24 protein-coding genes are annotated in these 25,954 nt (G+C 53.8%); 3 read left to right on the top strand and 21 right to left on the bottom strand.

The annotated features are described in order from the left end of the window. The first annotated feature begins 8 nt into the window (after positions 1 to 8). Entirely contained in the window at positions 9 to 905 is an 897-nt protein-coding gene (folE2, locus tag ACI7MX_RS06485) for a GTP cyclohydrolase FolE2 (protein ID WP_405583973.1), read from the top strand. Between the two features lie 45 nt (positions 906 to 950). Here the strand turns inward: folE2 and ACI7MX_RS06480 are convergent, their stop codons facing one another. After that, complete coding sequence (locus tag ACI7MX_RS06480; RefSeq protein WP_405583976.1) at positions 951 to 1,472, bottom strand: DUF3617 domain-containing protein; 522 nt, start codon at positions 1,470 to 1,472, stop codon at positions 951 to 953. 134 nt (positions 1,473 to 1,606) lie between these two features. On the opposite strand from ACI7MX_RS06480, the gene cls reads away from it, so the two are divergent. Further along, positions 1,607 to 3,046 (top strand): cardiolipin synthase, encoded by a 1,440-nt coding sequence (cls, locus tag ACI7MX_RS06475; RefSeq protein ID WP_314489955.1) that lies wholly within the window; start codon positions 1,607 to 1,609, stop codon positions 3,044 to 3,046. A gap of 134 nt (positions 3,047 to 3,180) precedes the next feature. After that, on the top strand, positions 3,181 to 3,663 hold the full coding sequence (locus ACI7MX_RS06470) for a hypothetical protein (protein WP_405583980.1): 483 nt from the start codon (positions 3,181 to 3,183) through the stop codon (positions 3,661 to 3,663). Here the strand turns inward: ACI7MX_RS06470 and cfaB are convergent. The 20 genes from cfaB to mnmE all read right to left on the bottom strand — a co-directional run bounded on the left by cfaB (position 3,654) and on the right by mnmE (position 25,936). Next, entirely contained in the window at positions 3,654 to 4,835 is a 1,182-nt protein-coding gene (gene cfaB / locus ACI7MX_RS06465; RefSeq protein WP_122783518.1) for a C17 cyclopropane fatty acid synthase CfaB, read from the bottom strand. The two genes, ACI7MX_RS06470 and cfaB, sit on opposite strands and share 10 nt — an antisense overlap. 99 nt (positions 4,836 to 4,934) lie before the next feature. Beyond that, a complete protein-coding gene (locus ACI7MX_RS06460) occupies positions 4,935 to 6,269 on the bottom strand; it encodes a serine hydrolase domain-containing protein (RefSeq protein WP_405583984.1) in 1,335 nt (444 codons plus the stop codon). 156 nt (positions 6,270 to 6,425) lie between these two features. After that, positions 6,426 to 8,261, bottom strand: coding sequence for a glutamine--fructose-6-phosphate transaminase (isomerizing) (gene glmS, locus ACI7MX_RS06455; RefSeq protein ID WP_405583987.1), 1,836 nt, complete (start codon positions 8,259 to 8,261; stop codon positions 6,426 to 6,428). A gap of 9 nt (positions 8,262 to 8,270) precedes the next feature. After that, positions 8,271 to 9,038, bottom strand: a complete 768-nt coding sequence (locus tag ACI7MX_RS06450; protein WP_314489948.1) for a DeoR family transcriptional regulator — start codon at positions 9,036 to 9,038, stop codon at positions 8,271 to 8,273. Positions 9,039 to 9,326: 288 nt separating this feature from the next. After that, positions 9,327 to 10,694: a bifunctional UDP-N-acetylglucosamine diphosphorylase/glucosamine-1-phosphate N-acetyltransferase GlmU gene (glmU, locus tag ACI7MX_RS06445; protein ID WP_314489947.1), complete on the bottom strand. Its 1,368-nt coding sequence runs from the start codon at positions 10,692 to 10,694 to the stop codon at positions 9,327 to 9,329. Between the two features lie 112 nt (positions 10,695 to 10,806). Then, positions 10,807 to 11,226 carry a F0F1 ATP synthase subunit epsilon gene (locus ACI7MX_RS06440; protein WP_405584615.1) on the bottom strand — a complete coding sequence of 140 codons (420 nt, stop codon included), beginning with the start codon at positions 11,224 to 11,226 and terminating at the stop codon, positions 10,807 to 10,809. 56 nt (positions 11,227 to 11,282) lie between these two features. Further along, positions 11,283 to 12,662 carry a F0F1 ATP synthase subunit beta gene (gene atpD, locus ACI7MX_RS06435; protein WP_122783513.1) on the bottom strand — a complete coding sequence of 460 codons (1,380 nt, stop codon included), beginning with the start codon at positions 12,660 to 12,662 and terminating at the stop codon, positions 11,283 to 11,285. 27 nt (positions 12,663 to 12,689) lie between these two features. Further along, on the bottom strand, positions 12,690 to 13,550 hold the full coding sequence (gene atpG / locus ACI7MX_RS06430; RefSeq protein WP_122783512.1) for a F0F1 ATP synthase subunit gamma: 861 nt from the start codon (positions 13,548 to 13,550) through the stop codon (positions 12,690 to 12,692). A gap of 50 nt (positions 13,551 to 13,600) precedes the next feature. Continuing rightward, a complete protein-coding gene (gene atpA, locus ACI7MX_RS06425; RefSeq protein WP_122783511.1) occupies positions 13,601 to 15,145 on the bottom strand; it encodes a F0F1 ATP synthase subunit alpha in 1,545 nt (514 codons plus the stop codon). 21 nt (positions 15,146 to 15,166) lie between these two features. Then, positions 15,167 to 15,703: a F0F1 ATP synthase subunit delta gene (locus ACI7MX_RS06420; RefSeq protein ID WP_153377605.1), complete on the bottom strand. Its 537-nt coding sequence runs from the start codon at positions 15,701 to 15,703 to the stop codon at positions 15,167 to 15,169. A gap of 12 nt (positions 15,704 to 15,715) precedes the next feature. Then, a complete protein-coding gene (locus tag ACI7MX_RS06415) occupies positions 15,716 to 16,186 on the bottom strand; it encodes a F0F1 ATP synthase subunit B (RefSeq protein WP_323369157.1) in 471 nt (156 codons plus the stop codon). Between the two features lie 57 nt (positions 16,187 to 16,243). Next, positions 16,244 to 16,501, bottom strand: a complete 258-nt coding sequence (gene atpE / locus ACI7MX_RS06410; RefSeq protein WP_002555987.1) for a F0F1 ATP synthase subunit C — start codon at positions 16,499 to 16,501, stop codon at positions 16,244 to 16,246. A gap of 123 nt (positions 16,502 to 16,624) precedes the next feature. Continuing rightward, positions 16,625 to 17,494 (bottom strand): F0F1 ATP synthase subunit A, encoded by an 870-nt coding sequence (atpB, locus tag ACI7MX_RS06405; RefSeq protein WP_122783509.1) that lies wholly within the window; start codon positions 17,492 to 17,494, stop codon positions 16,625 to 16,627. Positions 17,495 to 17,510: 16 nt separating this feature from the next. Then, the gene (locus tag ACI7MX_RS06400; protein WP_003437994.1) at positions 17,511 to 17,918 is read right to left on the bottom strand and encodes a F0F1 ATP synthase subunit I; all 408 of its coding nucleotides are present in this window, start codon (positions 17,916 to 17,918) and stop codon (positions 17,511 to 17,513) included. Between the two features lie 147 nt (positions 17,919 to 18,065). Next, positions 18,066 to 18,938 (bottom strand): ParB/RepB/Spo0J family partition protein, encoded by an 873-nt coding sequence (locus ACI7MX_RS06395; RefSeq protein ID WP_314492950.1) that lies wholly within the window; start codon positions 18,936 to 18,938, stop codon positions 18,066 to 18,068. 9 nt (positions 18,939 to 18,947) lie between these two features. Further along, entirely contained in the window at positions 18,948 to 19,739 is a 792-nt protein-coding gene (locus tag ACI7MX_RS06390; protein ID WP_122783507.1) for a ParA family protein, read from the bottom strand. Positions 19,740 to 19,757: 18 nt separating this feature from the next. Then, on the bottom strand, positions 19,758 to 20,402 hold the full coding sequence (gene rsmG, locus ACI7MX_RS06385) for a 16S rRNA (guanine(527)-N(7))-methyltransferase RsmG (protein ID WP_405584000.1): 645 nt from the start codon (positions 20,400 to 20,402) through the stop codon (positions 19,758 to 19,760). Then, positions 20,399 to 22,291 (bottom strand): tRNA uridine-5-carboxymethylaminomethyl(34) synthesis enzyme MnmG, encoded by a 1,893-nt coding sequence (gene mnmG, locus ACI7MX_RS06380; protein ID WP_122783576.1) that lies wholly within the window; start codon positions 22,289 to 22,291, stop codon positions 20,399 to 20,401. The genes rsmG and mnmG overlap by 4 nt, the downstream gene beginning before the upstream one ends. A 503-nt stretch (positions 22,292 to 22,794) precedes the next feature. Beyond that, positions 22,795 to 24,411, bottom strand: coding sequence for an ABC-F family ATP-binding cassette domain-containing protein (locus ACI7MX_RS06375; protein WP_405584003.1), 1,617 nt, complete (start codon positions 24,409 to 24,411; stop codon positions 22,795 to 22,797). A 157-nt stretch (positions 24,412 to 24,568) separates the two neighbouring features. Next, the gene (mnmE, locus tag ACI7MX_RS06370) at positions 24,569 to 25,936 is read right to left on the bottom strand and encodes a tRNA uridine-5-carboxymethylaminomethyl(34) synthesis GTPase MnmE (protein ID WP_405584006.1); all 1,368 of its coding nucleotides are present in this window, start codon (positions 25,934 to 25,936) and stop codon (positions 24,569 to 24,571) included. Between the last annotated feature and the right edge of the window lie 18 nt (positions 25,937 to 25,954).

The following is a 25,954-nucleotide window of genomic DNA, read 5'->3' as shown; positions in this document are numbered from 1 at the left end:
GAATTCCTATGACTGCTTTAGCCCTGCCCGATATCGCCTCGCAAAACACCCAACAGACGCTCCCTTTGGATTGGGTCGGAATGTGCGGTATTGCTCTCCCCATTGTCATTAATGGCCAACAGCTGACTGCAACTGCTGATGCAGGCGTCAGCCTGGATGATGATTCCGCGCGCGGAATTCATATGTCGCGCCTTTATTTAGCGCTAGAAAACCTAGAGTCACAGGAGCTGAACCCCCTACTTTTGAAAGAAATTCTTCAGCAATTTCTCGATAGCCACGAAGGTTTATCTGTCTGCGCCTTCCTGCGAATTCACACTCAAGTACTTCTAAAGCAGCCAGCTCTAGTCAGCTCACTGAGTGGCTGGAGGAGCTACCCAATGAGTCTCGATGCATCATTGAAAAACGGAATGTTCCACGTGGAACTAAACGTGGAACTGAAGTATTCATCTACTTGCCCTTGTTCGGCCGCCTTGGCTAGGCAACTGATTCAGCAAAAATTCGTCGAGGACTTTGCTGATCAATCGTTGCAGCACTCTGAAGTACTAGCATGGCTGGGAAGCCCATTAGGCATTGTGGCCACACCGCATAGCCAAAGGAGCACGGCCCACTTGCGAATCCAACTCAAGCCAGAGCTGAAAATGTTACCCATAGGTTTAATTATTAATTCGGCGGAGAAGGCATTAGGCACGGCCGTTCAAACTGCGGTGAAACGTGCAGACGAACAAGCATTCGCCTTAGCTAATGGACAGAATTTAATGTTTTGTGAAGATGCAGCGCGGCGGTTGAATCGAGTGCTGAAGACTCTGGAAGGGGTTAACGGCTTTCACGTGAAAGTGGTACATGCCGAAAGTTTACACAGCCACGATGCTGTGGCGGAAAGTCATTGGGATGGCTTGATGGAATAGGCAGGTATTTCGACAGCTCTTTTCGAGCTGTCGACATTCAGAGCATCATGCTCGAGGTTTGACGGTTCCACAGCTTTGGCCTAGCCAAACTGCGCGCGTATCCATGCTGCCTTTTTGCTGAATTCCTGTCGCATTGAAAGTCCCACTCACGCGAGTTGTGAACTCACGATCACCCGCAAACGTTGCAACGCCTGCCCCCTGAGCTTTTGGACAACTAAAGCGAAACTTCCACTGATTTCCACTACGCTCAGTAATCTGCTGAGTACAACCAGACTTGGGGTCAGTCAACGGAATATCGTTGGTCTGAACTTGCTCTGGCGTTAGACACACTCGAACGCCTTTGCCCCCCATAGTCAGTCCCTGATTCTCCAGCTGCGCTTTTTGCTCAGGCGTCATCATGCCCTGTAACTGGCCAAGCATTAGCTGCAAATCAGGCAACTGCTGGCCATCTACTTGCATGTTACTGGAGGTCACTTCCCAGAGACCGGGTTGTAGCATCTGGGCCTGAGCAGCCATTGGGAGAGAAATACCACCGGCCAAAATTAGTCCAAGCAGACGAACATTCATCGAGTCACTCCTACGGGATCATCCGTATTAGACGCTGAAAACTGGCCGAGGTTGCAGCCGTAAAGTATTAGGACATTCATAGCAGAACATGGTCTGTTGTACTAAGCATTGAACATTGAGGAGCAAGGATACGCATGGATTATCTAGGCCCGCACTTTTTCGGATACCTAATTTTATTGGTCCACAGCTTAGGCTTAATTGCGGCTGTGCATGCAATACTCACCGTCAGAACGGCACAGGGCTCAATAGCCTGGGCAATGTCTCTGTTCTTCATTCCCTACTTAACATTGATCCCCTATCTGATTTTTGGCCGCAGCACATTCGACGATTACATTCGCGCACGCCGGGATGCCAATCAGGAAATGCGTGAAGCGATCATCGATCTGAACTGGAGGCCCTGGGTTGAAGAAGCCCTGGCCGCCCGAAAGTCTGCTGCCTATACCTCACTTAGGGCGATGCCAAGGTTGGGACGTATGCCCTGCCTGGCAAACAACTCAGTACGCTTGCTGATTAATGGCACGGCTACGTTTGATGCTATTTTCGGCGCCATTCGCGAGGCTAAAGAAGTGGTGCTGGTTCAGTTTTTTATCATCCACGATGACGAACTCGGCATGAAGTTACATGCCCTGTTACTGGAGAAAGCAGCTCAAGGGGTCGCTGTCTATTTGCTCTATGACAGCATTGGAAGCCACTCCCTACCCAACGCTTATGCCGAGACCCTTCGCGCAGGCGGTGTACAGGCCCAGGCATTTGCCACCCGCGGTGGTTGGATCAGTCGGTTCCAAGTGAACTTTCGCAACCACCGTAAAGTTGTTGTGGTCGATGGCACCAAAGGATTTGTAGGTGGCCATAACGTAGGGGATGAGTACCTAGGGGCCAAGCCACCGCTGTCCCCTTGGCGAGATACCCATGTTGAAGTAAATGGGCCGGTGGTGGCCTGTTTGCAGGAATCATTTGCTGAAGACTGGTTTTGGGCAGCTCGGAAATTACCACCACTGATACTTCCACAAAGCTATCCGGAAGTCGGCGTACTGTGCCAATTTCTAGCCAGCGGCCCTGCCGATCCCTATGAAACGTGCTCTCTGTTTTTTGTCGAAGCCATTCACGCTGCTAACGAAAGGGTGTGGATTACAACCCCTTACTTCGTCCCTGATGAAGCGGTGTTCTCAGCCTTGAGACTGGCCGTGTTACGCGGGGTAGATGTGCGCATTTTGATACCGTCTCGACCGGATCATAAAATCGTCTACGCGGCGTCAAGCTTGTATGCCTTTGAAGCCGTGCGCGCGGGTGTAAAAATATTTCGATACCAGCCTGGGTTTTTGCATCAGAAGGTGGTGTTAATCGATAACGAAATCAGCGCCATTGGCAGTGCCAATATGGACAACCGTTCATTCCGTCTTAACTTTGAAGTGATGCTACTCACCGTAGACGATGCGTTCGCCACTGAAGTCGAGCACATGCTGCTCGATGATTTTGCGCTGGCAAAAGAGATAACCGAAGCGGATATAAAAGCGACCCACCGCTTACAACAATTGGCGATGCGCGTGGCACGTTTGGTCTCACCGGTCTTATAGAGCGTGTAGGCAGAATCAGTATCTTGAGTAGGTCATGGCTGAAAGCTAAGTGCAGCCCAGACGTTTACATCTTCATTACCTAAGCTGAGCGGCCCGGCCAAACCGGCCGCTCATGATGTGCATAGGGACAAAAGATGAAATTCTCTTTGATGGGATTGTTGTTCAGCGTGACTTCACTCGCCCACGCCCAATCCCCGGTGCAAACCACCCAACCCACGATTGCCGTGGAGGTTGGAAAGCCCACTTACATCCATCGACTTCACTATAAAAAGATGTACAGCGAAAAACCATTTGAAGAGGCCGTGTTGTATTACTACGACAACGGCCTCTACAAAATCATTTCTCCAGGTGAAAACCACTACGGCGTATACGTGGTCGAGGGAGCTTTCACCGATGCTCAATACAGCATCAGTTATATCTCACTGCCCTCAGCCGATTGGGGCGGGAATGTTGCCCGCCACGATCTGACCTTCACAAAGGGCTCTCTGACATTCAAACAGAAAGCCCTTGCTCAAGTGGATCAGAACATCCCGTTGCAATACGGAACCTTCACCCAAGAAACCAACCCGGTCGAAAACCCTGTCCCTATCACGTGGCAATCTCAGCCTCAGCGATAAATATCATCTCGTGTCAGTGGCAACTCAAGTGACCCATCTGCGTAGGGTTTGGTCGCCAAAATCTGATCGATGTTAATCCAGCCGTGGGCAAAGGCGTACGCACAGCCTGCCAAGTACAACCGCCAAATCCGCAAGGTTTTCTCGGGGACTAATTTGGCCGCGGCTTCAAGATTGTTTTCCAGGCGCTGACTCCAGTGCTCCAGCGTGCGTGCGTAATGCCGGCGCAAACTCTCGACATCGACCACCTCCAACCCGGCCTCACTGATCTCGGCCGTCATCATGGACAGATGCGGCAACTCGCCGTTGGGGAACACATAGCGATCGATGAAATCCCCTGCCCCACGGCCGACAGGACGACCATCCGTGTGCTTGGCGGTAATACCGTGGTTCATTACCAGGCCACCTTCACGAACTGCCTTGGACAGGATTTCACAGTACTCGCGCAGGTTAGCGTGACCCACATGCTCAAACATACCGACACTGACAATTTTATCGAATCGGCCATCCTGGGGCAGATCTCGGTAATCGAGCAATTGCAGATCAACCTTGTCTTGCAGACCATCGGCTTTAACGCGCTCGCGCCCCAAAGCCAATTGTTCTTTGCTCAAGGTGATGCCAAACACCTTGACCCCAAACTCACGCGCTGCAAAACGTGCCAAGCCTCCCCACCCGCAGCCCACATCTAATAAGTACTCACCCGGTTTTAGTCGAAGCTTGCGGCACAAAATACGGAATTTGGCCTGCTGCGCCTCATCTAGGCTTTCTTCAGCCGTTTCAAAATAGCCACAGGAATAGGCCATGTCGCGATCGAGCCACAACTGGTAAAACTCGTTGGACAGGTCGTAGTGGTAAGAAATGGACGCCGCATCCATAGCCTTGTCATGAACGGTGCGCACCGGTGCCTGGCCTTCGTCCTCAACTAGCGCTTGGCTCAGCTCATCGCAGACTCGAATCACTTCGCTAATGGAGCCTTCGAGCTCAAGTCGCCCTTCAACAAACGCAGTGCCCAACAGGTCAAGACTGGGGTGCGTGAACTCAGACACGATTTGTGGATCCTTGACCACAATGGTGACACTGGGTGAAGGACCGAGATTGAACTCGAGTCCGTCCCATAGCTTTAGGCGTAATGGAAGCTGAAGTTTCTGTAAAGCTGGTGGCAGTTGCGCGAGCATCAGTAAGTCCTCCTTCATTAGGCATTGAAACTATAGGGTAGACGAAGAACTGTAACTGTCAGTGTCCTGTAAGCCTAAAGCCGTAAGTTAGAGCTCGCGTTAGTCTGGATGCTTCATTAATAGCTGTGCCATCGCCTCAAAGGCCGGAATGGTGACCGGGTCGTTTGCCGCGTTACTGGCGATAGGGTTAGAGGCATACCGCACGATGACCATCTCCGCTTTGGGGTCGATGTACGTGCGTTGGCCGTAGACCCCACGGGCCATAAAAGCACCGTCTGGATTATGAGTAACCCACCACATATCTCGATAGCTGCCACCCTTGAGCAAGTCATAGCCAGCTTTGGCAAAGGCCGCTTTATCGCCGCCGGCACGAATATCATCAATGACTGACTTGGGCACAATTTGCTGCCCCAAATACTGACCCTCATTGCGGATCATTTCACCAAACCGTGCCATATCACGCAGCCCAGTGTTCAAGCCACCACCCGCGAAAGGCGTGCCAATCGAGTCAACGGTGAAATAGGCAGATTGCTCAGCCTCCAGACGCTGCCATATTTTTTCAGATAACAACTGAGCGACATTCCGTCCAGTCACTCGGGCAATCACCCAACCCAGAACATCGGTGTTAACCGTTTTATAAGCAAATGCTTTCCCGTGCTCACCCAGAGGCTGCACGGTCTGCAAATACTCCATGTAGGTTTGCGGGCCGGTGTAATCCTTTGGCTTGGGCAGCGGATTGCCCGCCATTGAGTGTTTCCAGACTTCAGCATCCGGGTCGGCATAATCCTCGCTGTAATCAAGCCCCGTGGTCATGTCCAGTACCTGACGCAGCGTCGCATTACCAAACGCCGACTTGGCCAACTCGGGCACGTAGTCCGCAATCTGTTTATTGGCATCCAGCGTGCCATCAGCTACCAGCATAGCCCCCATAGTGCCCACGACAGATTTAGTCATCGACATTGCCGCGTGTTGACCTTCCGGGTTGAGTACACCGAAATAACGTTCGTAAACAATTTTTCCACGATGCAACACTACGATGCCGTCAGTGTAATTGGCCGCTAGCGACTGCTCCCATGTCATGGGTTGCGTGCTACCTAAGGGCGTAAACGTCAATTTATCGATATCGGTACGCAACGCCTGTGCTAACGGAACCGGAGCATTCAAACCGCGTGAAACATTTGTGGTGGGCATTAATTGACGGAAATTTGAAACGCTCCAACGCATGGCCGGGAATTTGAAATAACTGCCATCGGCAAAGCGAATAATGCGGTCCGGCGGCGGCGGCGCGCCGACCATCCAGCCCATTGTTGCAGGGTTGCTGGCAGCAGCATCTGGATACGTCGTGTCACCGGCGGCGTTAGCCCCTGAAGCGGCAAGACACGTGATCAAAACAACGGCACTGCTACGTGCCTGCTTAACATTTTTTTTGAACATACAAACGCCTCAATAAAGTAACTAGATAGCGGCCTAATGGGATTAGCGTAGACCTTATAAATTTTTATTTTTATTCATGCCCCCGCTGCCCAAATCCCACAAACAAAAAAACCCGCAAAGCGGGTCTTTTTGATGCGACTTATTGTTGCTGCTGGTTTATTCCACCGTCACCGACTTAGCCAAGTTGCGAGGCTGGTCGACGTCTGTACCTTTAAGCACAGCAACGTAGTAAGACAGCAGTTGCAACGGGATGGTGTAGAGGATTGGCGCCAGCACATCGTGGATGTGCGGCATATTGATGACATGAGTGCCTTCGCCATCGCTCATATTCGCTTGCTCATCGGCAAACACCACCAACTCACCACCACGCGCACGAACCTCTTGAAGGTTGGATTTTAATTTTTCCAACAATTCATTGTTCGGCGCCACCGTCACCACTGGCATGTCGTTATCCACAAGCGCCAGAGGGCCGTGCTTCAACTCGCCTGCCGGGTACGCTTCGGCGTGTATGTACGAAATTTCTTTGAGCTTGAGAGCGCCTTCCATCGCCACTGGGAACTGAGCACCGCGACCCAAGAACAGAGTGTGATGTTTATCAGCAAACAGTTCAGCGACTTTTTCGATGGTGGTATCCATCGCTAATGCTTCACCCAAACGTGTGGGCAAGCGGCGCAATTCTTCCACGAGTTGCGCCTCAACACCGGCTTCGAGCGTACCGCGAACTTGGCCAAGCGACAGCGTCAGCAATAACAAACCAACCAACTGCGTGGTAAACGCTTTGGTCGATGCCACGCCAATTTCACGGCCGGCTTGTGTCAGTAGCGTCAGATCTGACTCACGAACCAACGAGCTAATGCCCACGTTACAAATAGCCAGACTGCCGAGGAACCCCAACTCTTTAGCGTTACGCAGAGCAGCCAAGGTGTCAGCGGTTTCACCCGATTGGGAAATAGAGACAAACAGCGTGTCTGGCTGTACCACCACTTTGCGATAGCGGAACTCACTGGCCACTTCTACCTGGCACGGAATGCCTGCCAGACTTTCGAGCCAGTAGCGCGCAACCATGCCTGCGTGGTAACTGGTACCGCAGGCAACGATTTGTACGTTGCGCACTTTGGCGAACAGTTCAGCAGCCTGTGGGCCAAACGCCTGAACCAGAACGTGATCCTGACCCAGACGGTTTTCCAGCGTGCGCTGAACGACCGCAGGCTGCTCATGAATTTCTTTGAGCATGTAGTGACGATATTCGCCCTTATCGGCTGCTTCGGCACCATCACGGTACTGCACGGTTTCACGCTCGACGGTCTGCCCGTTCACATCCCAGATATGAACGCTGTCACGACGAATTTCGGCAATATCGCCCTCTTCCAGATACATGAAGCGGTCAGTAACCTGGCGCAGGGCCAATTGATCGGAGGCCAGGAAGTTCTCGCCCAAACCCAGTCCAATCACCAGCGGGCTACCACTGCGTGCGGCCACCAGACGATCAGGTTGCTTGGCACTGATTACGGCCAGACCGTAAGCTCCGTGCAACTCTTTAACCGTCGACTTCAACGCCGCGGTCAAATCGCTTTGCTCTTTGAGCTTGTGCTCCAGCAAGTGCGCAATGACCTCGGTATCAGTGTCTGAAGTAAACACATACCCCAAACCTTTTAGCTGCTCGCGCAAGGCCTCATGATTTTCGATGATGCCGTTGTGGACTACAGCCAGATCGGAACCCGAAAAATGTGGGTGGGCATTTCGCTCGCACGGCGCACCGTGAGTCGCCCAACGGGTGTGGGCAATACCCAAACGGCCAACCAACGGTTCGCCTGCCAATGCTTGCTCAAGTTCGGCCACTTTGCCGTTACGGCGAACGCGCTCCAGCGTGCCGCTATTCGCAAAAACAGCAACACCTGCGCTGTCATAACCACGGTATTCAAGACGCTTCAGGCCTTCCAGCAGAATGGCCGTGATATTACGTTCAGCGACTGCGCCAACGATTCCACACATAAGGTTCTCCTAGTTAAGCTCGGCGCATAACAACGTTATGCCCCGGGCCTGAATTTGTTCACGAGCCTCAAAGGGCAAGCGATCATCGGTAATAAGGGTGTGGAAGCTGCTCCAGGGCAGCTCCAGATTGGGTATTTTTCGACCAATTTTGTCCGACTCGACCATCACGATCACTTCTCGTGCGACGTCAGCCATGACCCTACTCAGGCCCAACAACTCATTAAAGGTTGTCGTCCCACGTTGCAGGTCAATGCCGTCCGCACCGATGAACAGTTGATCGAAGTCGTATGAACGCAAAACCTGCTCAGCAACCTGCCCCTGAAAGGACTCAGAGTGCGGATCCCAGGTTCCGCCGGTCATCAGCAACACAGGTTCATGTTCCAGTTCGCTCAGGGCGTTAGCGACGTGCAAAGAGTTAGTCATCACCACCAAACCCGGTTGCAGGCCCAGTTGTGGAATCATCGACGCGGTGGTGCTGCCGCTGTCAATGATGATGCGCGCGTGCTCTTTAATCAGACCCACGGCAGTTCGGGCTATGGCCTGCTTATAGAGAGAGATGGGCTGCGGCGACTCACTGACTAATTCTTGCGGCATAGTGATAGCGCCACCATAGCGGCGAAGTAGAAGGCCGTTACTTTCGAGCGCGGCCAAGTCCTTGCGAATCGTAACTTCAGAGGTTCCGAAACGTTTGGCCAGTTCATCCACACTGACTTCGCCTTGCTCAGCGAGGAGGGACAATATGTTGTGTCTGCGCTGTGGCGTATTACGTTTTGACATAGCGGAATTAAGTTTCGTTTCGAAAGATAACGAAAGCAATGAGACCCTATCTCGAAATGGCCGTCAAGAAATTATTGCCAGTTTTTTCTGTGAATAACTCGTCTGAACTCTGTATACAGGGGTTTTATTGCCGATGAATAGGCCAAAAAATAAGCCTTATCCACAGATCGTCGATAAGGCTTATGATAACTTACTGATTTTAAACAGTTATACGATGACTCGTTTACAGCGGATCCATGCGAAAAACCTTGTGGATAACTATGTTTCGAGCCACCTGCACTCTTAAAATCATGGTTTTGGCTGTTTAACCGGCCGCTTCCATCCGTCGATATTACGCTGGCGTGCACGACCCACCGCCAATTGCTCTGGCTCTACATTTTGGCTAATCGTCGAGCCGGCAGCGGTGGTCGCACCGCTAGAGATATCCACAGGAGCGACCAGGGAGTTGTTAGAGCCAATAAATACATCAGCCCCCAACACGGTTTTCCACTTGTTGGCACCATCGTAGTTACAGGTGATGGTACCCGCACCAATATTAGTGCGTGGCCCGACTTCGGCATCACCCAGATAGGTGAGATGGCCGCACTTGGCATCTTCACCCAGATGGGCGTTTTTCAATTCAACGAAGTTACCCACATGGGCGCGAGCATCAAGCACGCTGCCTGGACGCAGTCGAGCAAATGGACCCGCATCACTGCCCTCGCCCATCACCGCTCCATCCAAGTGGCTGTTGGCTTTGACCACGACCCCTTTACGCAATGTGCTGTCTTTGATCACGCAGTTCGGGCCAATGACAACGTCGTCTTCAATGATCACGCGTCCTTCGAGAATCACATTGATGTCGATAAGCACATCACGGCCTACCGTCACCTCACCGCGCACGTCAAACCGTGCCGGGTCACGCAGGGTGACGCCCAATGCCATCAACCGACGACCTTCGCGCAATTGGTAATGCCGCTCCAGTTCACTTAATTGTTTGCGGTCATTGGCGCCCTGCACTTCCATCGGATCAAGAGCAAGCTCCGTCGCCACGACCAAACCGTCGTTTACCGCCATGGCAATCACATCAGTCAGGTAATACTCGCCTTGAGCATTGTTGTTTGACAGGCGACTCATCCAGTCAGCCAGGCGTTGAGTCGGCAAAGCAAGAATGCCTGTGTTGCCTTCCTTGATGGCACGCTGCGCATCCGTGGCATCTTTATGCTCAACGATGGCGCATACGGTGTTTTGCTCATCGCGAACGATGCGGCCATAACCGGTAGGGTCGGCCAAATTGACGGTCAATAACCCCAACTGCTCAGGTCCCACTTGCTTGAGCAAGCGTTGCAAGGTTTCAACTTCAATCAGCGGAACATCGCCGTAAAGAATCAGGACGTTCTCGGCGGTCAAAAATGGCAGCGCTTGAGCCACGGCATGGCCGGTACCCAACTGCTTGTCTTGCAGCACAAAATTTAGGTCATCAGCCGCCAGCCGCTCACGGACCAACTCTGCGCCATGACCGATCACCACGTGGATACCGGTAGGCTTGAGTTGCCGGGCACTGTGGATAACATGCCCAAGCATTGAATTGCCGGCTACGGGGTGCAAAACCTTGGGCAAAGCGGAACGCATGCGAGTGCCTTGGCCTGCAGCGAGAATAACGATATCGAGAGACATAACTGGCTACCAATCCTGGGTGGTCAGCGGCTGCGACCAAATTAATACGCGGAAAAAGAAAAAGGGTAGCCGAGGCTACCCTTTTTAATCAATCACGCAATAAGCAGGAGGCTTAGCCGCCGAACTTCTTGCGGATCTGCTGGACGGTGCGCAGCTGTGCTGCAGCCTCGGCCAGTCGTGAAGCAGCAGCTCCGTAATCGAAGTCTGCGCCTTTTTCATTCAGCGCCTTCTCAGCAGCCTTGACGGCTTCTTGAGCGGAGGCTTCATCCAGGTCGGCGGCGCGTTGCACGGTGTCGGCAAGAACCTTGACCATGTTCGGCTGAACCTCGAGGTAACCACCCGAGATGTAAAACACCTCGTCTTCCCCACCCTGTTTGATCAGGCGAATCGGACCTGGTTTGAGTTCAGTGATCAGCGGAGCATGACCAAGAGCGATACCAAGATCGCCCAGGCTGCCGTGTGCAATCACCATCTCAACCAGACCGGAGAAGATTTCTCCTTCCGCGCTGACGATATCGCAATGGACTGTCATCATATTAGCCATCTGATTGCCTCAACCTGATTAGCGCCCGTTTCCGGGCGCTCGAATTACAGTTTCTTGGCTTTCTCGATCGCTTCTTCGATGCCGCCGACCATGTAGAACGCTTGTTCTGGCAGGTGGTCGTAGTCACCGTTGAGGATGCCTTTGAAGCCAGCAATGGTGTCTTTCAGGGAAACGTATTTACCCGAAGCGCCAGTGAAGACTTCAGCCACGAAGAACGGCTGAGACAAGAAACGCTGGATCTTACGAGCGCGGGATACCAACTGCTTGTCGGTTTCCGACAGCTCGTCCATACCCAGGATCGCAATGATGTCCTTCAGTTCTTTGTAACGCTGCAACACGTACTGAACGCCGCGAGCGGTGTCGTAGTGTTCCTGGCCGATAACGTTCGGATCCAGCTGGCGCGAAGTCGAATCCAGTGGATCTACTGCTGGGTAGATACCCAGGGAAGCGATATCACGGGACAGAACGACGGTAGCGTCCAAGTGGGCAAACGTGGTCGCAGGCGACGGGTCAGTCAAGTCATCCGCAGGTACGTATACCGCTTGGATCGAAGTGATCGAACCGTTTTTGGTCGAAGTGATGCGCTCTTGCAGAGTGCCCATCTCTTCAGCCAGCGTCGGCTGGTAACCTACTGCAGAAGGCATACGGCCCAGCAGTGCGGATACTTCAGTACCGGCCAAGGTGTAACGGTAGATGTTGTCAACGAACAACAGTACGTCGTTACCTTCGTCACGGAACTTCTCGGCCATGGTCAGGCCAGTCAGTGCTACGCGCAGACGGTTACCCGGCGGCTCGTTCATCTGACCGTAAACCAGTGCCACTTTGTCCAGTACGCTGGAATCCTTCATCTCGTGGTAGAAGTCGTTACCCTCACGGGTACGCTCGCCCACACCAGCAAACACAGAGTAACCGCTGTGTTCCATGGCGATGTTACGGATCAGTTCCATCATGTTTACGGTTTTGCCTACACCGGCACCACCGAACAGACCAACCTTACCGCCTTTTGCAAACGGGCAGATCAGGTCGATAACCTTGATGCCTGTTTCCAGAAGGTCGTTGCCGCCCGCTTGTTCAGCGAAGGACGGTGCAGGACGGTGAATGCCCCAACGCTCTTCGGTTTCAATCGGGCCAGCTTCGTCGATCGGGTTGCCCAGAACGTCCATGATCCGGCCCAGGGTAGCTTTACCTACTGGTACGGAGATGGCTGCGCCAGTGTCGGTGACTTCCAGACCGCGCTTCAAGCCCTCGGTGGAACCCATCGCAATGGTACGAACCACGCCGTCGCCCAGCTGCTGCTGAACTTCCAGAGTGGTTCCGGCCGCGCTTTGTACTTTCAGCGCGTTGTAGATGCTCGGTACGTTTTCGCGTGGAAATTCCACGTCGATCACGGCGCCGATGATTTGAACGATACGTCCGCTACTCATAGCTGGATCCTCTGAATATTTGAACCGTTAAACCGCGGCAGCGCCGCCGACGATTTCCGAGATCTCTTGGGTGATCGCAGCCTGACGCGCCTTGTTGTAGATCAGCTGCAAATCGCTGATCAAATCACCGGCGTTATCAGTGGCGTTCTTCATTGCGATCATCCGCGCAGCTTGTTCAGCTGCACTGTTCTCGACCACCGCCTGGTACACCTGCGACTCCACGTAACGCACCATCAAGCCGTCTAACAGCTCTTTGGCATCTGGTTCGTAGAGGTAGTCCCAGTGGTGCTTGAGTTCTTGATCCGGGGTCGCCACCAGTGGAATCAATTGCTCCACAGTCGGCTGTTGCGTCATGGTGTTGATGAACTTGTTGGATACCACGGACAGGCGATCAATACGGCCTTCCAGGTATGCATCCAGCATCACCTTAACGCTGCCGATCAAATCATTGATCGACGGTTCTTCACCCAGATGGCTGATTGCAGCGACGACGTTACCGCCGAAGTTACGGAAAAAAGCCGCACCTTTGCTGCCGACCACGCACAGATCAATCTCGACGCCGTTTTCGCGGTTTACCGCCATGTCCTTGACCAAAGCCTTGAACAGGTTGGTATTCAAACCACCGCACAAACCACGGTCACTGCTCACAACCACATAACCGGCACGCTTGACAGCGCGATCAATCATGAAGGGGTGGCGGTATTCCGGGTTGGCGTTGGCCAAATGCCCAATAACCTGGCGGATGCGCTCCGCATAAGGACGGCTAGCAGCCATGCGCATTTGTGCCTTGCGCATTTTGCTGACCGCCACTTTTTCCATGGCGCTGGTAATTTTTTGCGTGCTTTTGATGCTCGCAATCTTACTGCGAATCTCTTTTGCGCCTGCCATGTAACACCTATCAGGTTAGCAAGCGGGAGCCTTGCGACTCCCGCTGCGGCTTACCAGGTTTGGGTGGCCTTGAACTTCTCGATACCGGCTTTGATGCCAGAATCGATGTCGTCATTGAAGTCACCTTTAACGTTGATCTTCGCCATAAGCTCGGCGTGATCGCGGTTGAAGTAAGCAATCAGCGCTTGTTCAAAGCTACCGACCTTGGTGATTTCGACGTCAGTCAGGAACCCACGCTCAGCGGCATACAGCGACAGCGCCATGTCAGCGATCGACATTGGTGCGTATTGCTTCTGCTTCATCAGCTCGGTAACGCGCTGACCATGCTCAAGTTGCTTACGGGTCGCTTCGTCCAGGTCAGAAGCGAACTGGGCGAATGCCGCCAGTTCACGGTACTGAGCCAGAGCGGTACGGATACCACCGGACAGCTTCTTGATGATCTTGGTCTGAGCGGCACCACCCACACGGGATACCGAAACACCGGCGTTCACAGCTGGACGGATGCCAGAGTTGAACATGGCCGATTCCAAGAAGATCTGACCGTCAGTGATGGAAATCACGTTGGTCGGAACGAACGCGGAAACGTCGCCAGCCTGAGTTTCGATGATCGGCAATGCGGTCAGGGAACCTGTTTTGCCGGTCACTGCGCCATTGGTGAACTTCTCTACGTACTCTTCAGAAACGCGGGATGCGCGCTCCAGAAGACGGGAGTGGAGATAGAACACGTCGCCTGGGTAAGCTTCACGGCCTGGTGGACGGCGCAGCAGCAGGGAAATCTGGCGGTAAGCCACTGCTTGCTTGGACAGATCGTCATAAACGATCAGCGCGTCTTCACCGCGGTCGCGGAAGTATTCGCCCATGGTGCAACCGGAGTACGGTGCCAGGAACTGCAGCGCTGCGGATTCGGAAGCACTGGCAGCAACGACGATGGTGTTAGCCAACGCGCCGTTTTCTTCCAGCTTGCGAACCACGTTGGCGATAGTCGATTGCTTCTGACCGATCGCTACGTATACACAGAAAATGCCGCTGTTCTTCTGGTTGATGATCGCGTCGATCGCCAGAGCGGTTTTACCGATCTGACGGTCACCGATGATCAGCTCACGCTGGCCACGGCCGACAGGAATCATGGCATCGACAGCCTTGTAGCCAGTCTGTACAGGCTGGTCTACCGACTTACGCCAGATCACGCCTGGAGCAACTTTCTCGACTGCATCAGTCTCGGTGTTGTTCAGCGGACCTTTGCCGTCAACTGGGTTACCCAGTGCGTCGACTACGCGACCCAGCAGTTCCTTACCAACCGGAACTTCCAGAATGCGGCCAGTGCACTTGGCGCTCATGCCTTCAGCCAGAGTCGTGTAAGCGCCCAATACAACGGCACCTACAGAGTCTTGCTCCAGGTTGAGAGCCATACCGAAGACGCTGCCTGGAAACTCGATCATCTCGCCGTACATTACGTCGGCCAGACCGTGAATCCGCACAATGCCGTCAGATACGCTGACGACAGTGCCTTCGTTACGGGCTTGGGAGGTCACATCGAGTTTTTCGATGCGGCCCTTGATAATTTCACTTATTTCGGAAGGATTGAGTTGCTGCATTGCTCTGCTGCCCCTTCAAACTCAAGATTTCAATGCTTCGGCAAGGTTTGCGAGTTTTCCGCGAACCGAGCCATCGATAACCAGGTCGCCGGCGCGGATGATGACACCACCTATAAGGCTGGCATCCTCCGCAACTTGCAGGCGCACTTCCCGGTTGAGTCGTGCACTGAGAACCTTGGCGAGTTTGTCTTGCTGTTCTTGGTTCAATGCAAAAGCACTGGTCACTTCTACGTCTACCGATTTCTCTTGTTCAGCCTTGTACAGGTCAAACAGAGCGGCAATCTCCGGCAAAAGCGGGAGACGGTCGTTTTCGGCAACGACGTTAATGAAGTTCTGTACTTCTACAGTGAACTTGTCGCCGCACACGTCAATAAACGTGGCGGCCTTTTCTGCGCTCGTCAGTCGCGGGGCCTTGAGCACGCGCTGCATAGTGTCGTCTTGCGACACTGCTGCAGCCAGGCCGAGCATGGCTGACCAAGAGGCCAGTTGCTGGTGGGCCTGGGCGTGCTCGAAGGCTGCCTTAGCGTAAGGTCGGGCCAACGTGGTCAATTCTGCCATGATCGCCCTCGCTTAAATTTCAGCAGCCAGTTTATTAACCAGCTCCGCGTGCGCGTTTTGATCGATTGTGGCACCCAGGATCTTCTCAGCACCTTCAACAGCCAGGCCACCCAATTGGGCGCGCAGGGCGTCTTTGACGCTGTTCAGTTCCTGTTCGATCTCGGCCTGAGCCTGAGCCTTCACACGTTCAGCTTCAACGCGAGCCTGTTCACGGGCTTCGTCTACGATCTGAGTACCGCGTTTCTTGGCTTGCTCAATGATTTCAGCTGCTTGAGCCTTAGCTTCGCGCAGTTGCTGACCCGCTTTATCTTGGGCCAACTCCAGGTCGCGAGCTGCTCGGTTAGCAGCGTCCAGTCCAGCCGCAATCTTCTTCTGACGTTCTTGCAATGCCGCGATGACCGGAGGCCACACGAACTTCATGCAAAACAGTACAAAGATGAAGAACGCAACGGACTGGCCAATCAGGGTTGCATTAATGTTCACGCCAACACCTCGCTCGTTCGTTGTCTATCACTTCAATCAACTCGAATTATCGAGTGATTAGCCAGCGAGTTGACCAACGAAGGGATTAGCGAAGGTGAAGAACAGTGCGATACCAACACCGATCATGGTTACGGCGTCGAGCAGACCGGCAACGATGAACATTTTAACTTGCAGCATTGGAACCATTTCTGGTTGACGCGCTGCGCCTTCCAGGAACTTGCCACCCAACAGGCCGAAACCAATTGCGGTGCCCAGTGCGCCCAGGCCGATCAACAGTGCAACAGCGATAGCGGTTAGACCAACTACAGTTTCCATCTTTCCTCCCGACTTTTACGTCGTATGGTTTAGGTTTTTAGATTAAAGCGGTAAAACAAAAAATCATTTTGCGACGCCCACCCGCCGGGGAGCGGGAGGGCGCAAGACTCGCCGAGACGGGTCTTAGTGGTTCTCTTCGTGCGCCATCGACAAGTAAACGATGGTCAACATCATGAAGATGAACGCTTGCAAGGTGATGATCAGGATGTGGAATACAGCCCACGCCCATTGCAGCACCACGCCCAGACCGCTAAGCCAAAGCAGGCCGCTGCCGAACATTACGGCGATCAGGATAAATACCAGTTCGCCAGCGTACATGTTGCCGAACAGACGCAGTGCCAGCGAGATTGGCTTGGCAATCAGCGTCACGAATTCGAGCAGGAAGTTCACCGGAATCAGCAGCGCTTGAACAAAAATGTTCTTGCTGCCGAAAGGATGCAGGGTCAATTCGCCAATGAAGCCGCCGATGCCCTTGATCTTGATGCTGTAGAAGATGATCAAAGCGAATACCGACAGGGCCATGCCCAGGGTAGCGTTAGGATCAGTCGTCGGTACGGCACGGAACGGGAAGTGCTCATCGCCTGTGATCAAGATGGCCAACTGAGGAATCCAGTCAACCGGGATCAAGTCGATGGCGTTCATCAGGAACACCCAAACGAATATAGTCAGCGCCAACGGAGCAATAACAGCACTGCGTCCGTGGAAACTGTCTTTGACACTGCCATCAACGAATTCCACCAGTACTTCTACGAAGTTCTGAAGTGCGCCTGGTTGACCGGAAGTTGCCTTCTTGGCCGCCATGCGGAATACGAGGACAAACAGCAGGCCGACAAACACAGACCAGCCAAGTGTATCGACGTGGAATGCCCAAAAGCCCATCTGTTTAGCTTCTGCAACGGTGTGAGCAAAGCCCCAGCCGCCGTCAGGTAGCTGCCCGAAGGTCAGGTTCTGTAAGTGGTGCTGGATATAGCCCGAAGCGGTTGTTTCTGCCATGGTTGCCTCAAACGCCCTAAGGTCTCGAAAGTGTTGTTCTCATTAGCAGGGGAGCGAACCAACTGACCAGTTGGGTCAGCACGAATACGCCGAATACAGCGAGCGGCGCCAATGGCTTCACACCTGCAAACGTCAGCGCGAACAGCACTGCCGTCAAAATTAACTTGCCTGCCTCGCCAGCGTAAAACGACCGGACGATGGCTTGCGCTGCTCGAGCGCCGGAAAACCGGAATGCCCTGTGAGCAAAATACACATTGGGTAGCAAAGCTATCAGGCCTCCGCAGAGTCCTGAATATCCGGCGACGACTCCATGCCATTGCCAGAGCCCCAGAGCAGCCAGCAATAAAACGACAAATTGAGCCAGCAAAACCGGGAAAACCGCTAAGCGATGGAACGGCAAGCGGTTTGGCGTGCGGGTTTCCATCACAATGCTCCTCAAAGGTCGGCTACCAAAAAGTATTAACTTGGCATAATTTGTGCCGACAAAATGCGCGCAGAGTATAGGGGCGACGAGGCCCCTATTCAACTGTCAGGTAGTGATTTCCGACTGCGCGCTACATAAGGAAATGTTTCAACGGATGTGAGCAAGCACTCCTTGAAGCTCATCAAGAGAATTGTAACCAATTACTAACTGGCCTTTTCCCTTCTTTCCGTGGCGGATCTGCACCGCAGAGCCTAGGCGCTCAGCCAGTCGCTGTTCGAGTCTGGTGATATCCGGATCGGCTTTAACAGGTTCTACCGCTTCCTGTTTACCACTCAACCACTGCCGAACAAGGGCTTCGGTCTGACGCACTGTCAGGCCACGTGCGACAACATGTCGCGCCCCTTCAACCTGTTGAGGTTCTGGCAAACCCAGCAATGCCCGCGCATGACCCATTTCCAGGTCACCATGGGAGAGCATGGTTTTGATCACTTCCGGCAATGAAATCAATCGCAACAAGTTAGCCACAGACACTCGGGACTTACCCACAGCGTCTGCCACTTGTTGCTGAGTCAGCTGGAACTCTTGCTGCAAACGCTGCAAGGCCACGGCTTCTTCAATCGGATTAAGGTCTTCGCGCTGGATGTTTTCGATCAACGCCATCGCAATCGCGGTTTCATCCGGCACATCGCGCACCATCGCCGGGATAGTCTCTTTGCCCGCCTGCTGGCTGGCACGCCAGCGGCGTTCACCGGCGATGATCTCAAAACGATTATCAGCAATCGGGCGAACCACGATCGGCTGCATCACGCCTTGGGTCTTGATTGAATTGGCAAGCTCTTCAAGGGCCTGCGGATCCATGTCACGACGTGGCTGATATTTGCCGCGCTGAATCAGATCCAGTGGCAGGTGCTGCAACTCACTTTGATCAACCTTGACCGCTTGCTCTTCCAACGAGCTGACTGTTGGACCACTTAGCAGTGCATCCAGTCCGCGTCCGAGACCTCGTTTCTTGACGGCCATGGGATTTCCTTAAGTAGGCTGAGCAGTGCGGGAGGTTCGACGTTGGCGGCGAACCAGCTCGCCGGCCAGGGCAAGGTAGGCTATCGCGCCACGGGAATTTTTGTCATACGCCAGCGCTGGCATGCCATAGCTCGGTGCTTCGGCCAGGCGAATATTGCGCGGTATCACGGTCTCGTAAAGCTGTTCGCCGAAGTGTTCCTTGAGCTGAGCCGACACGTCGTTCATCAGGCTCAGGCGCGGATCGAACATGGTGCGCAGCAAACCTTCGATCTTAAGATTCGGGTTCAGCAACTCGGCGATTCGCTTGATGTTATCCACAAGGTCGCTCAAACCTTCCAATGCGAAGTACTCGCACTGCATGGGGATAATGACCCCATCGGCAGCAACCAGCGCGTTCAAGGTCAGCATCGACAGTGACGGCGGGCAGTCGATCAAGATGAAATCATAGCTCTCGCGAACAGGCGCCAATGCTGTACGCAGACGACTTTCTTTCATCTGCATTTCGAGCAGCACGACTTCAGCCGCGGTCAGATCGCGGTTGGCGGGTAAGAGCTGATAACCACCGTGCTCGGACACATGCATGGCCTGAGCCAGATCACATTCGCCGATCAGCAGGTCATAGACTGAGTTTTCAAGACCATGTTTGTCCACACCGCTACCCATGGTGGCGTTGCCTTGTGGATCGAGGTCGATGAGCAGCACGCGTCGCTTGGTTGCGACCAGCGATGCTGCGAGGTTGATACAGGTGGTGGTTTTACCCACACCACCCTTTTGGTTCGCTATTGCGAATACCTTAGCCATTCTTGCTTGCGTTCCCAATCATGCCGTGCGGCGCAGTATCAGCAGATGGCGTTGGCCTTGGCAACCCGGAACGGTCAAGGCGTGTTCGCCATCGAGACGAAAATCAGACGGCAATGCTACCAGCTCATCGGCCGGATGAACGCCCTTCATTGCCAACCAACGTGTTTCACTGTCGCCCAAGTGGCGCGTCCAGCTAGTGAAGTTCTCCATGCTGCTGAAAGCTCTGGACACAATTCCTGTGAACGGCTGCTCCGGCTGGTACTCCTCGACGCGGCTGTGGATAACTTGCAGGTTGTCCAGTTTAAGCTCAAGTTTGACTTGGGTCAGGAAGCGGGTTTTCTTACCGTTGCTGTCCAGACAAGTGACTTGCGACTCGGGAAACAGGATCGCCAATGGAATGCCAGGCATCCCGCCGCCACTGCCCACATCCAACCAACGGCCGTTTTCGATGAACGGCATCACACTCAAACTGTCGAGCAAATGGCGAGATACCATTTCGTCCGGGTTACGCACAGCCGTGAGGTTGTAAGCCTTATTCCATTTGATCAACAGGGCCAAATAACCCAGCAATTGCTCGTGCTGGCTTTCAGTCAGCGCGACGCCCAGTTGGCGTGCACCTGTGGATAACTCTTCGGCGTTTTGTGCAGTGACCAGCGAACTCAAGCGTTTTGCTCCAACGTGCGGCCAGCGCCGCGTTTTTTCAGATGAATCATCAACAGCGAAATAGCTGCCGGTGTCACGCCCGGAATGCGCGAAGCCTGACCCAGGGTTTCGGGACGTGTGGCCCCCAACTTGCTCTGGATCTCTTTCGACAACCCGGAAATGTTCGTGTAATCGATATCCACAGGCAGTTTGGTGTTTTCACTGGCGCGTAAGCGTGCAATTTCGTCTTGTTGACGATCAATGTAACCGGCGTACTTGGTTTTTATCTCAACCTGTTCAGCGACCAGCGGATCTTCAGCACCTTGGCCAGTCACTTCGACCAACCCTGCGTAATCGATTTCTGGACGGGTCAACAGATTCAACAAATTGTATTCGTGGGTCAACGGCGTGCCAAATTTGGCTGCAATGGCATCGCCCTGCTCAGTGCCCGGACGCACCCATGTCGATTTCAAACGCTGTTCTTCGAGCGCGATACTTTCACGCTTGGTGCAGAAAGCGGCCCAACGGGCGTCGTCAACCAGACCCAATTCGCGGCCTTTTTCGGTTAAACGCATGTCAGCATTGTCTTCACGCAGAATCAGGCGGTATTCGGCACGTGAGGTAAACATCCGATACGGTTCTTGAGTCCCCAATGTGATCAGGTCGTCGACCAGTACCCCGATATACGCTTCATCGCGACGCGGACACCAGCTTTCCTTACCCTGCGAAAGCAGTGCGGCGTTAGCGCCAGCAAGCAAACCCTGGGCTCCGGCTTCTTCGTAACCCGTCGTGCCGTTGATCTGCCCTGCAAAGAACAAACCACCAATCACTTTGGTTTCGAGGCTGTACTTCAAGTCGCGCGGATCGAAATAGTCGTATTCGATGGCGTAACCAGGTCGCACGATGTGAGCGTTTTCCATGCCGCGAATCGATTGAACAATCTGGATCTGTACATCGAACGGCAAGGACGTCGAAATACCGTTCGGGTACAGCTCGTGCGTGGTCAAACCTTCCGGCTCGATAAACACCTGATGGCTTTCCTTGTCAGCAAAGCGATGGATCTTGTCTTCGATGGATGGGCAGTAACGCGGGCCAATACCCTCGATCACGCCTGAGTACATCGGCGAGCGATCAAGGTTGGAGGCAATGATTTCGTGGGTGCGGGCGTTGGTATGGGTGATCCAGCAACTGACCTGAGCCGGGTGCTGTTCTTTGTTGCCCATGAACGACATCACTGGAATCGGGGTATCGCCAGGTTGCTCGGTCATGACCGAGAAATCTACTGAACGTCCATCAATTCGCGGCGGGGTTCCGGTTTTCAAGCGACCGACACGCAATGGCAATTCACGCAGGCGCTGAGCCAAGGCAATCGAAGGAGGATCACCGGCTCGGCCGCCCGAATAATTCTGCATGCCAATGTGGATAAGTCCGCCGAGGAACGTACCTGTGGTTAAAACAACGGCATCAGCCATGAACCGCAGGCCCATTTGGGTCACTACGCCACGTACTTGATCCTGTTCAACGATCAGATCATCAGCCGCTTGTTGAAATATCCACAGGTTCGGTTGGTTTTCCAGAATCTCGCGTACAGCCGCCTTGTAGAGGATGCGGTCAGCTTGTGCACGGGTTGCGCGCACAGCTGGGCCTTTTCGGCCATTGAGTACACGGAACTGGATGCCGCCTTTATCGGTGGCAATCGCCATTGCTCCACCGAGGGCATCGATCTCTTTTACCAGATGGCTTTTACCAATCCCGCCAATGGCAGGATTGCAGCTCATTTGCCCGAGGGTTTCCACGTTATGGGTCAACAGCAGGGTTTTTACACCCATGCGTGCTGAAGCAAGTGCAGCCTCGGTTCCGGCGTGACCGCCGCCGATGACGATCACTGCAAAACGGGAAGGGAAATTCACCACGCACCTCGTGCCTGTTACTAGGGGTTTTTGGATAGACCGCGAAGTATAGGGACTTCGCCCTTCTTAAAGAACCCTTTGCGCAAAATTTAACCAGCTGTGGATAAGGCCAAGATAGATAAATAAATAGAGAAGAAATTTATAAAGCTTTGTTTTTATGTTTATTTCTATGCAGGCACATTTCTGTGGATAGATTGCTAAGAGCCTTATTTTACGTACTGTACAGAGATTCAAAAGCCTGTGGTCATGTGCCAATGAGGGGCGTGAATAAGTGGTTTAAGCCTGTGGATAAAACAGGTGCTTATCCACAGGGGTGGTTATCTTCAGTTTTCAGGCCTACTTACCCACTGACCTGAAGGGCAGTTATGCACAGTGCTTATTCGACGGATCAGAGGGTTTTTGGTCAATAAACAGGCAGCCGAAAACCGCATGAAGGGTCAAACCCTCAAGCGGTCAGACGATCGATCAGTGATTAAAGTGATAAACGGTATAAGCCACTACCGCTATTGAAGCGTAATCAGCCAGCCTGTGGGTGATGCCTCAAGTCTGTGAGTCATCCCAATTGCAGTCAGGAACACCTCATCGTGGGAGGTGACAACCAGAGTTCCCGAGTACTGTTTGAGCATGCTCTCCAGCGCCTGAACCGAAGGAAGATCCAAGTGATTGGCGGGTTCATCGAGTAACAACAGCTGTGGCGGGCGCGCGGCATAAAACACGCAAGCCATCGCAGCTTTCAGGCGCTCACCGCCACTCAGCCGGTTACATGGCTGGTTGATACGATCCGCATTGAGGCCCAGTTGCGCCAGCCGGGTGCGTAATGCTCCTTCATTGAGCTGGAGACTGAGGGATTGCAACTGCTCAAGAACTGATTGCTCAGGCTTTAACAGTCCCAAGTGCTGGTCGAGATACGCGGTGGTTACCAAGGTCCGGGCTTGCCCTGCAACAACTGGCAGTTGACCGGCCATTACCTTGAGCAAGGTCGACTTGCCGCACCCGTTCGGCCCCACCAGGGCAATTCGCTGGCCACGAGTCAGTGTGAGATTGATCGAGCGTAAATGCTCAGCCCCCTGTGGCAGACGAGCATCGATGAACTCAGCGATTTGCACCGGTGCGCTTTGGCACGCTTGAGGCGGATAGACCAATATGGCCTGTTGCTCTTCTACCTGATGCGCGGCCTGGCGTACTTGAGCAGACAATTGTTCCCGTACCGCGTCCTGTTGTACCCGCAGCTTGCCGCTGCTGGCCTGGCTACGCTCCTTTTGCCGGCCCAGCAAAATTTTGGCCTGGTTAGCATCACTGGCCTGTTTATGGCCGCGGGATTGACTGCGTTCTAGGCGCTCCCTTTGCTCACGCAGTGCTTGTTCCTGTCGCTTGCGTTCAAGCCTGGCTGACGCCAGTCGTTGCTGCGCAGTCTGTAATTGTTCGGCTTTTGCATGCGTATAAAACGAAAAACCACCGCCATAACGAGTGAGCCCCAAGGAAGACAACTCAACAATAACCTCCATGTGCTCCAATAAGTCGCGATCGTGGCTGATCAACAGCAAGCCGTTGGGCCAGTTCAGCAACTGCTCAAGGAGCGCACGACGGTGAGTGTGATCAAGATGATTGGTGGGTTCATCCAGTATCAACAGCTCGGCTTGAGACAAGAACGCGCCCATCAGGGCCACGCGCATGGCTTCGCCTCCACTAAGGGCTGAAACAGGGGTTGAGGGGGTCAGGTGTGCAAGGTTGTTTTGGGCCAAATGGTCGAGCAGTTGCTGACGGATGCCCCAGCGTTCTCCGATGCAATCGAAATCTGCTTGCTCGGCGCTGCCCTGCTCTATTCGCTCAAGGGCGCTAATAATGGGCCGTACACCGGCAATGTCAGCAACGGTAAGACCGGGTTCGTGGCTAACGTGCTGGGCCAGGTAATACACGGTGCCACTCCGTGTGCAGCGGCCTGAGGAGGGGCAGATATGACCGGCAATCAGGCGTGCCAACAGGCTTTTGCCCACACCATTGCGCCCTACCAGACCGGTACGGCGCTGGTCGATATGCAGATCAAGGTTTGTGAACAGCGAACTGCCGTCGGGCAGGTGATAAGAAACGCTTTCCAGCGTTACACAAGTAATGAGAGCCATACGCACTCCAGAGATGCACAGATCTACCCCCTGTTGCAGGGGAGTCAAGAACTGGCCGCAAGCATTGCGGCGGCATCAATGGCGCATTGGACTAACACCTCGGTGGAATGTGGATAACTGTAGCAGCTGCCGAAGGAGCGAGGCAGCTGCTACGAGTTTACTTACCTATACAGAAACTGGAGAAAATCCGTCCCAACAAGTCGTCCGAGCTAAAGGCTCCGGTAATCTCGCCCAGCGAATGCTGCGCTTGGCGCAAATCCTCCGCCAGCAACTCCCCAGCGCCCGCCAGGGTCAGTTGCGCCCTGCCGTGCTCAAGTGCCTTGCTTGCCTGCTGCAACGCTTCCAGGTGCCGACGGCGTGCGCTGAAGCTGCTTTCAGACGTTTGCTCGTAACCCATGCAGGCCTTGAGGTGTTCACGCAGCAAGTCCAGGCCTTCCGTTGATCTTGCGCTCAGGCTGATTGTTACATGGCCATCGTCGCTGACCTCAAGGGCGATGGCTTCGCCGCTGAGATCTGCCTTATTGCGGATCAACGTGACTTTTGCCGGATCGGGACGCTGCTCCAGAAATTCTGGCCATAAGGCAAACGGGTCGTCTGCTTCAGGTGCAGTGGCATCGACTACCAGCAATACTCGATCGGCCTCACCAATGGCTTTGAGTGCTCGTTGCACACCGATTTTCTCCACATGGTCGTCTGTATCTCGCAGACCTGCAGTGTCGACCACATGCAGCGGCATTCCATCAATGTGGATATGTTCACGCAATACGTCCCGGGTGGTACCGGCAATCTCGGTCACGATGGCCGCTTCACGCCCGGCCAGGGCATTGAGCAAGCTCGATTTGCCAGCGTTGGGTCGGCCCGCAATCACCACAGTCATGCCATCGCGCAGCAAGGCCCCTTGTCCGGCCTCCCGCTGAACGGTGGATAACTCTTCGCGAACCTTATCCAGCATCCCAAGCACATGGCCATCGGCCAAAAAGTCGATTTCTTCTTCCGGGAAATCAATCGCCGCTTCGACATAGATACGCAAACCGATCAATTGCTCGGTCAAGTTATGCACACGCTGTGAGAAAGCGCCCTGCAAGGAACGCAATGCGTTACGTGCCGCCTGTGCAGAACTGGCCTCGATCAAGTCAGCAATCGCTTCGGCCTGGGCAAGGTCGAGCTTGTCGTTCAAAAACGCACGTTCACTGAATTCACCTGGGCGAGCCAAGCGGCAACCCAGTTGAATGCAGCGCTGCAGCAACATATCCAGAACAATCGGGCCACCATGGCCTTGCAGTTCCAGCACGTCTTCGCCGGTAAAGGAATGGGGGCCGGGGAAATACAGCGCAATACCCTCATCCAGCACTTCACGGTTTTCGCCATAAAACGGACCGTAATGGGCGTAGCGAGGTTTCAGTTCACGTTCACTGAACGCTTGCGCCGCAACACTGGCGAGTGGCCCGGAAATACGCACGATCCCCACGCCACCTCGCCCTTGAGCGGTCGCCACAGCGGCAATGGTTTCAGCCGGAACACTCATAAACAGGCCTCAAAATAG

Origin of the sequence: Pseudomonas sp. 2024-210 (genome assembly GCF_045062345.1) — a bacterium.
Taxonomy (GTDB): domain Bacteria; phylum Pseudomonadota; class Gammaproteobacteria; order Pseudomonadales; family Pseudomonadaceae; genus Aquipseudomonas.
Note: the sequence above shows the minus strand (reverse complement) of the source record. Positions and strands in the feature narration are given on the sequence as shown.

Excerpts from the sequence above, each read along its gene's own strand:
- atpB (WP_122783509.1), bottom strand. The coding sequence starts at position 17,494 with ATGGCAGAAACAACCGCTTCGGGCTATATCCAGCACCACTTACAGAAC.
- glmU (WP_314489947.1), bottom strand. The coding sequence starts at position 10,694 with ATGTCTCTCGATATCGTTATTCTCGCTGCAGGCCAAGGCACTCGCATG.
- ACI7MX_RS06390 (WP_122783507.1), bottom strand. The coding sequence starts at position 19,739 with ATGGCTAAGGTATTCGCAATAGCGAACCAAAAGGGTGGTGTGGGTAAA.
- ACI7MX_RS06480 (WP_405583976.1), bottom strand. The coding sequence starts at position 1,472 with ATGAATGTTCGTCTGCTTGGACTAATTTTGGCCGGTGGTATTTCTCTC.
- atpA (WP_122783511.1), bottom strand. The coding sequence starts at position 15,145 with ATGCAGCAACTCAATCCTTCCGAAATAAGTGAAATTATCAAGGGCCGC.
- cls (WP_314489955.1), top strand. The coding sequence starts at position 1,607 with ATGGATTATCTAGGCCCGCACTTTTTCGGATACCTAATTTTATTGGTC.
- folE2 (WP_405583973.1), top strand. The coding sequence starts at position 9 with ATGACTGCTTTAGCCCTGCCCGATATCGCCTCGCAAAACACCCAACAG.
- atpG (WP_122783512.1), bottom strand. The coding sequence starts at position 13,550 with ATGGCAGGCGCAAAAGAGATTCGCAGTAAGATTGCGAGCATCAAAAGC.
- glmS (WP_405583987.1), bottom strand. The coding sequence starts at position 8,261 with ATGTGTGGAATCGTTGGCGCAGTCGCTGAACGTAATATCACGGCCATT.
- ACI7MX_RS06450 (WP_314489948.1), bottom strand. The coding sequence starts at position 9,038 with ATGTCAAAACGTAATACGCCACAGCGCAGACACAACATATTGTCCCTC.
- ACI7MX_RS06375 (WP_405584003.1), bottom strand. The coding sequence starts at position 24,411 with ATGGCTCTCATTACTTGTGTAACGCTGGAAAGCGTTTCTTATCACCTG.
- atpD (WP_122783513.1), bottom strand. The coding sequence starts at position 12,662 with ATGAGTAGCGGACGTATCGTTCAAATCATCGGCGCCGTGATCGACGTG.
- ACI7MX_RS06440 (WP_405584615.1), bottom strand. The coding sequence starts at position 11,226 with ATGACAGTCCATTGCGATATCGTCAGCGCGGAAGGAGAAATCTTCTCC.
- ACI7MX_RS06395 (WP_314492950.1), bottom strand. The coding sequence starts at position 18,938 with ATGGCCGTCAAGAAACGAGGTCTCGGACGCGGACTGGATGCACTGCTA.
- mnmE (WP_405584006.1), bottom strand. The coding sequence starts at position 25,936 with ATGAGTGTTCCGGCTGAAACCATTGCCGCTGTGGCGACCGCTCAAGGG.
- ACI7MX_RS06420 (WP_153377605.1), bottom strand. The coding sequence starts at position 15,703 with ATGGCAGAATTGACCACGTTGGCCCGACCTTACGCTAAGGCAGCCTTC.
- ACI7MX_RS06460 (WP_405583984.1), bottom strand. The coding sequence starts at position 6,269 with ATGTTCAAAAAAAATGTTAAGCAGGCACGTAGCAGTGCCGTTGTTTTG.
- cfaB (WP_122783518.1), bottom strand. The coding sequence starts at position 4,835 with ATGCTCGCGCAACTGCCACCAGCTTTACAGAAACTTCAGCTTCCATTA.
- atpE (WP_002555987.1), bottom strand. The coding sequence starts at position 16,501 with ATGGAAACTGTAGTTGGTCTAACCGCTATCGCTGTTGCACTGTTGATC.
- ACI7MX_RS06400 (WP_003437994.1), bottom strand. The coding sequence starts at position 17,918 with ATGGAAACCCGCACGCCAAACCGCTTGCCGTTCCATCGCTTAGCGGTT.
- ACI7MX_RS06470 (WP_405583980.1), top strand. The coding sequence starts at position 3,181 with ATGAAATTCTCTTTGATGGGATTGTTGTTCAGCGTGACTTCACTCGCC.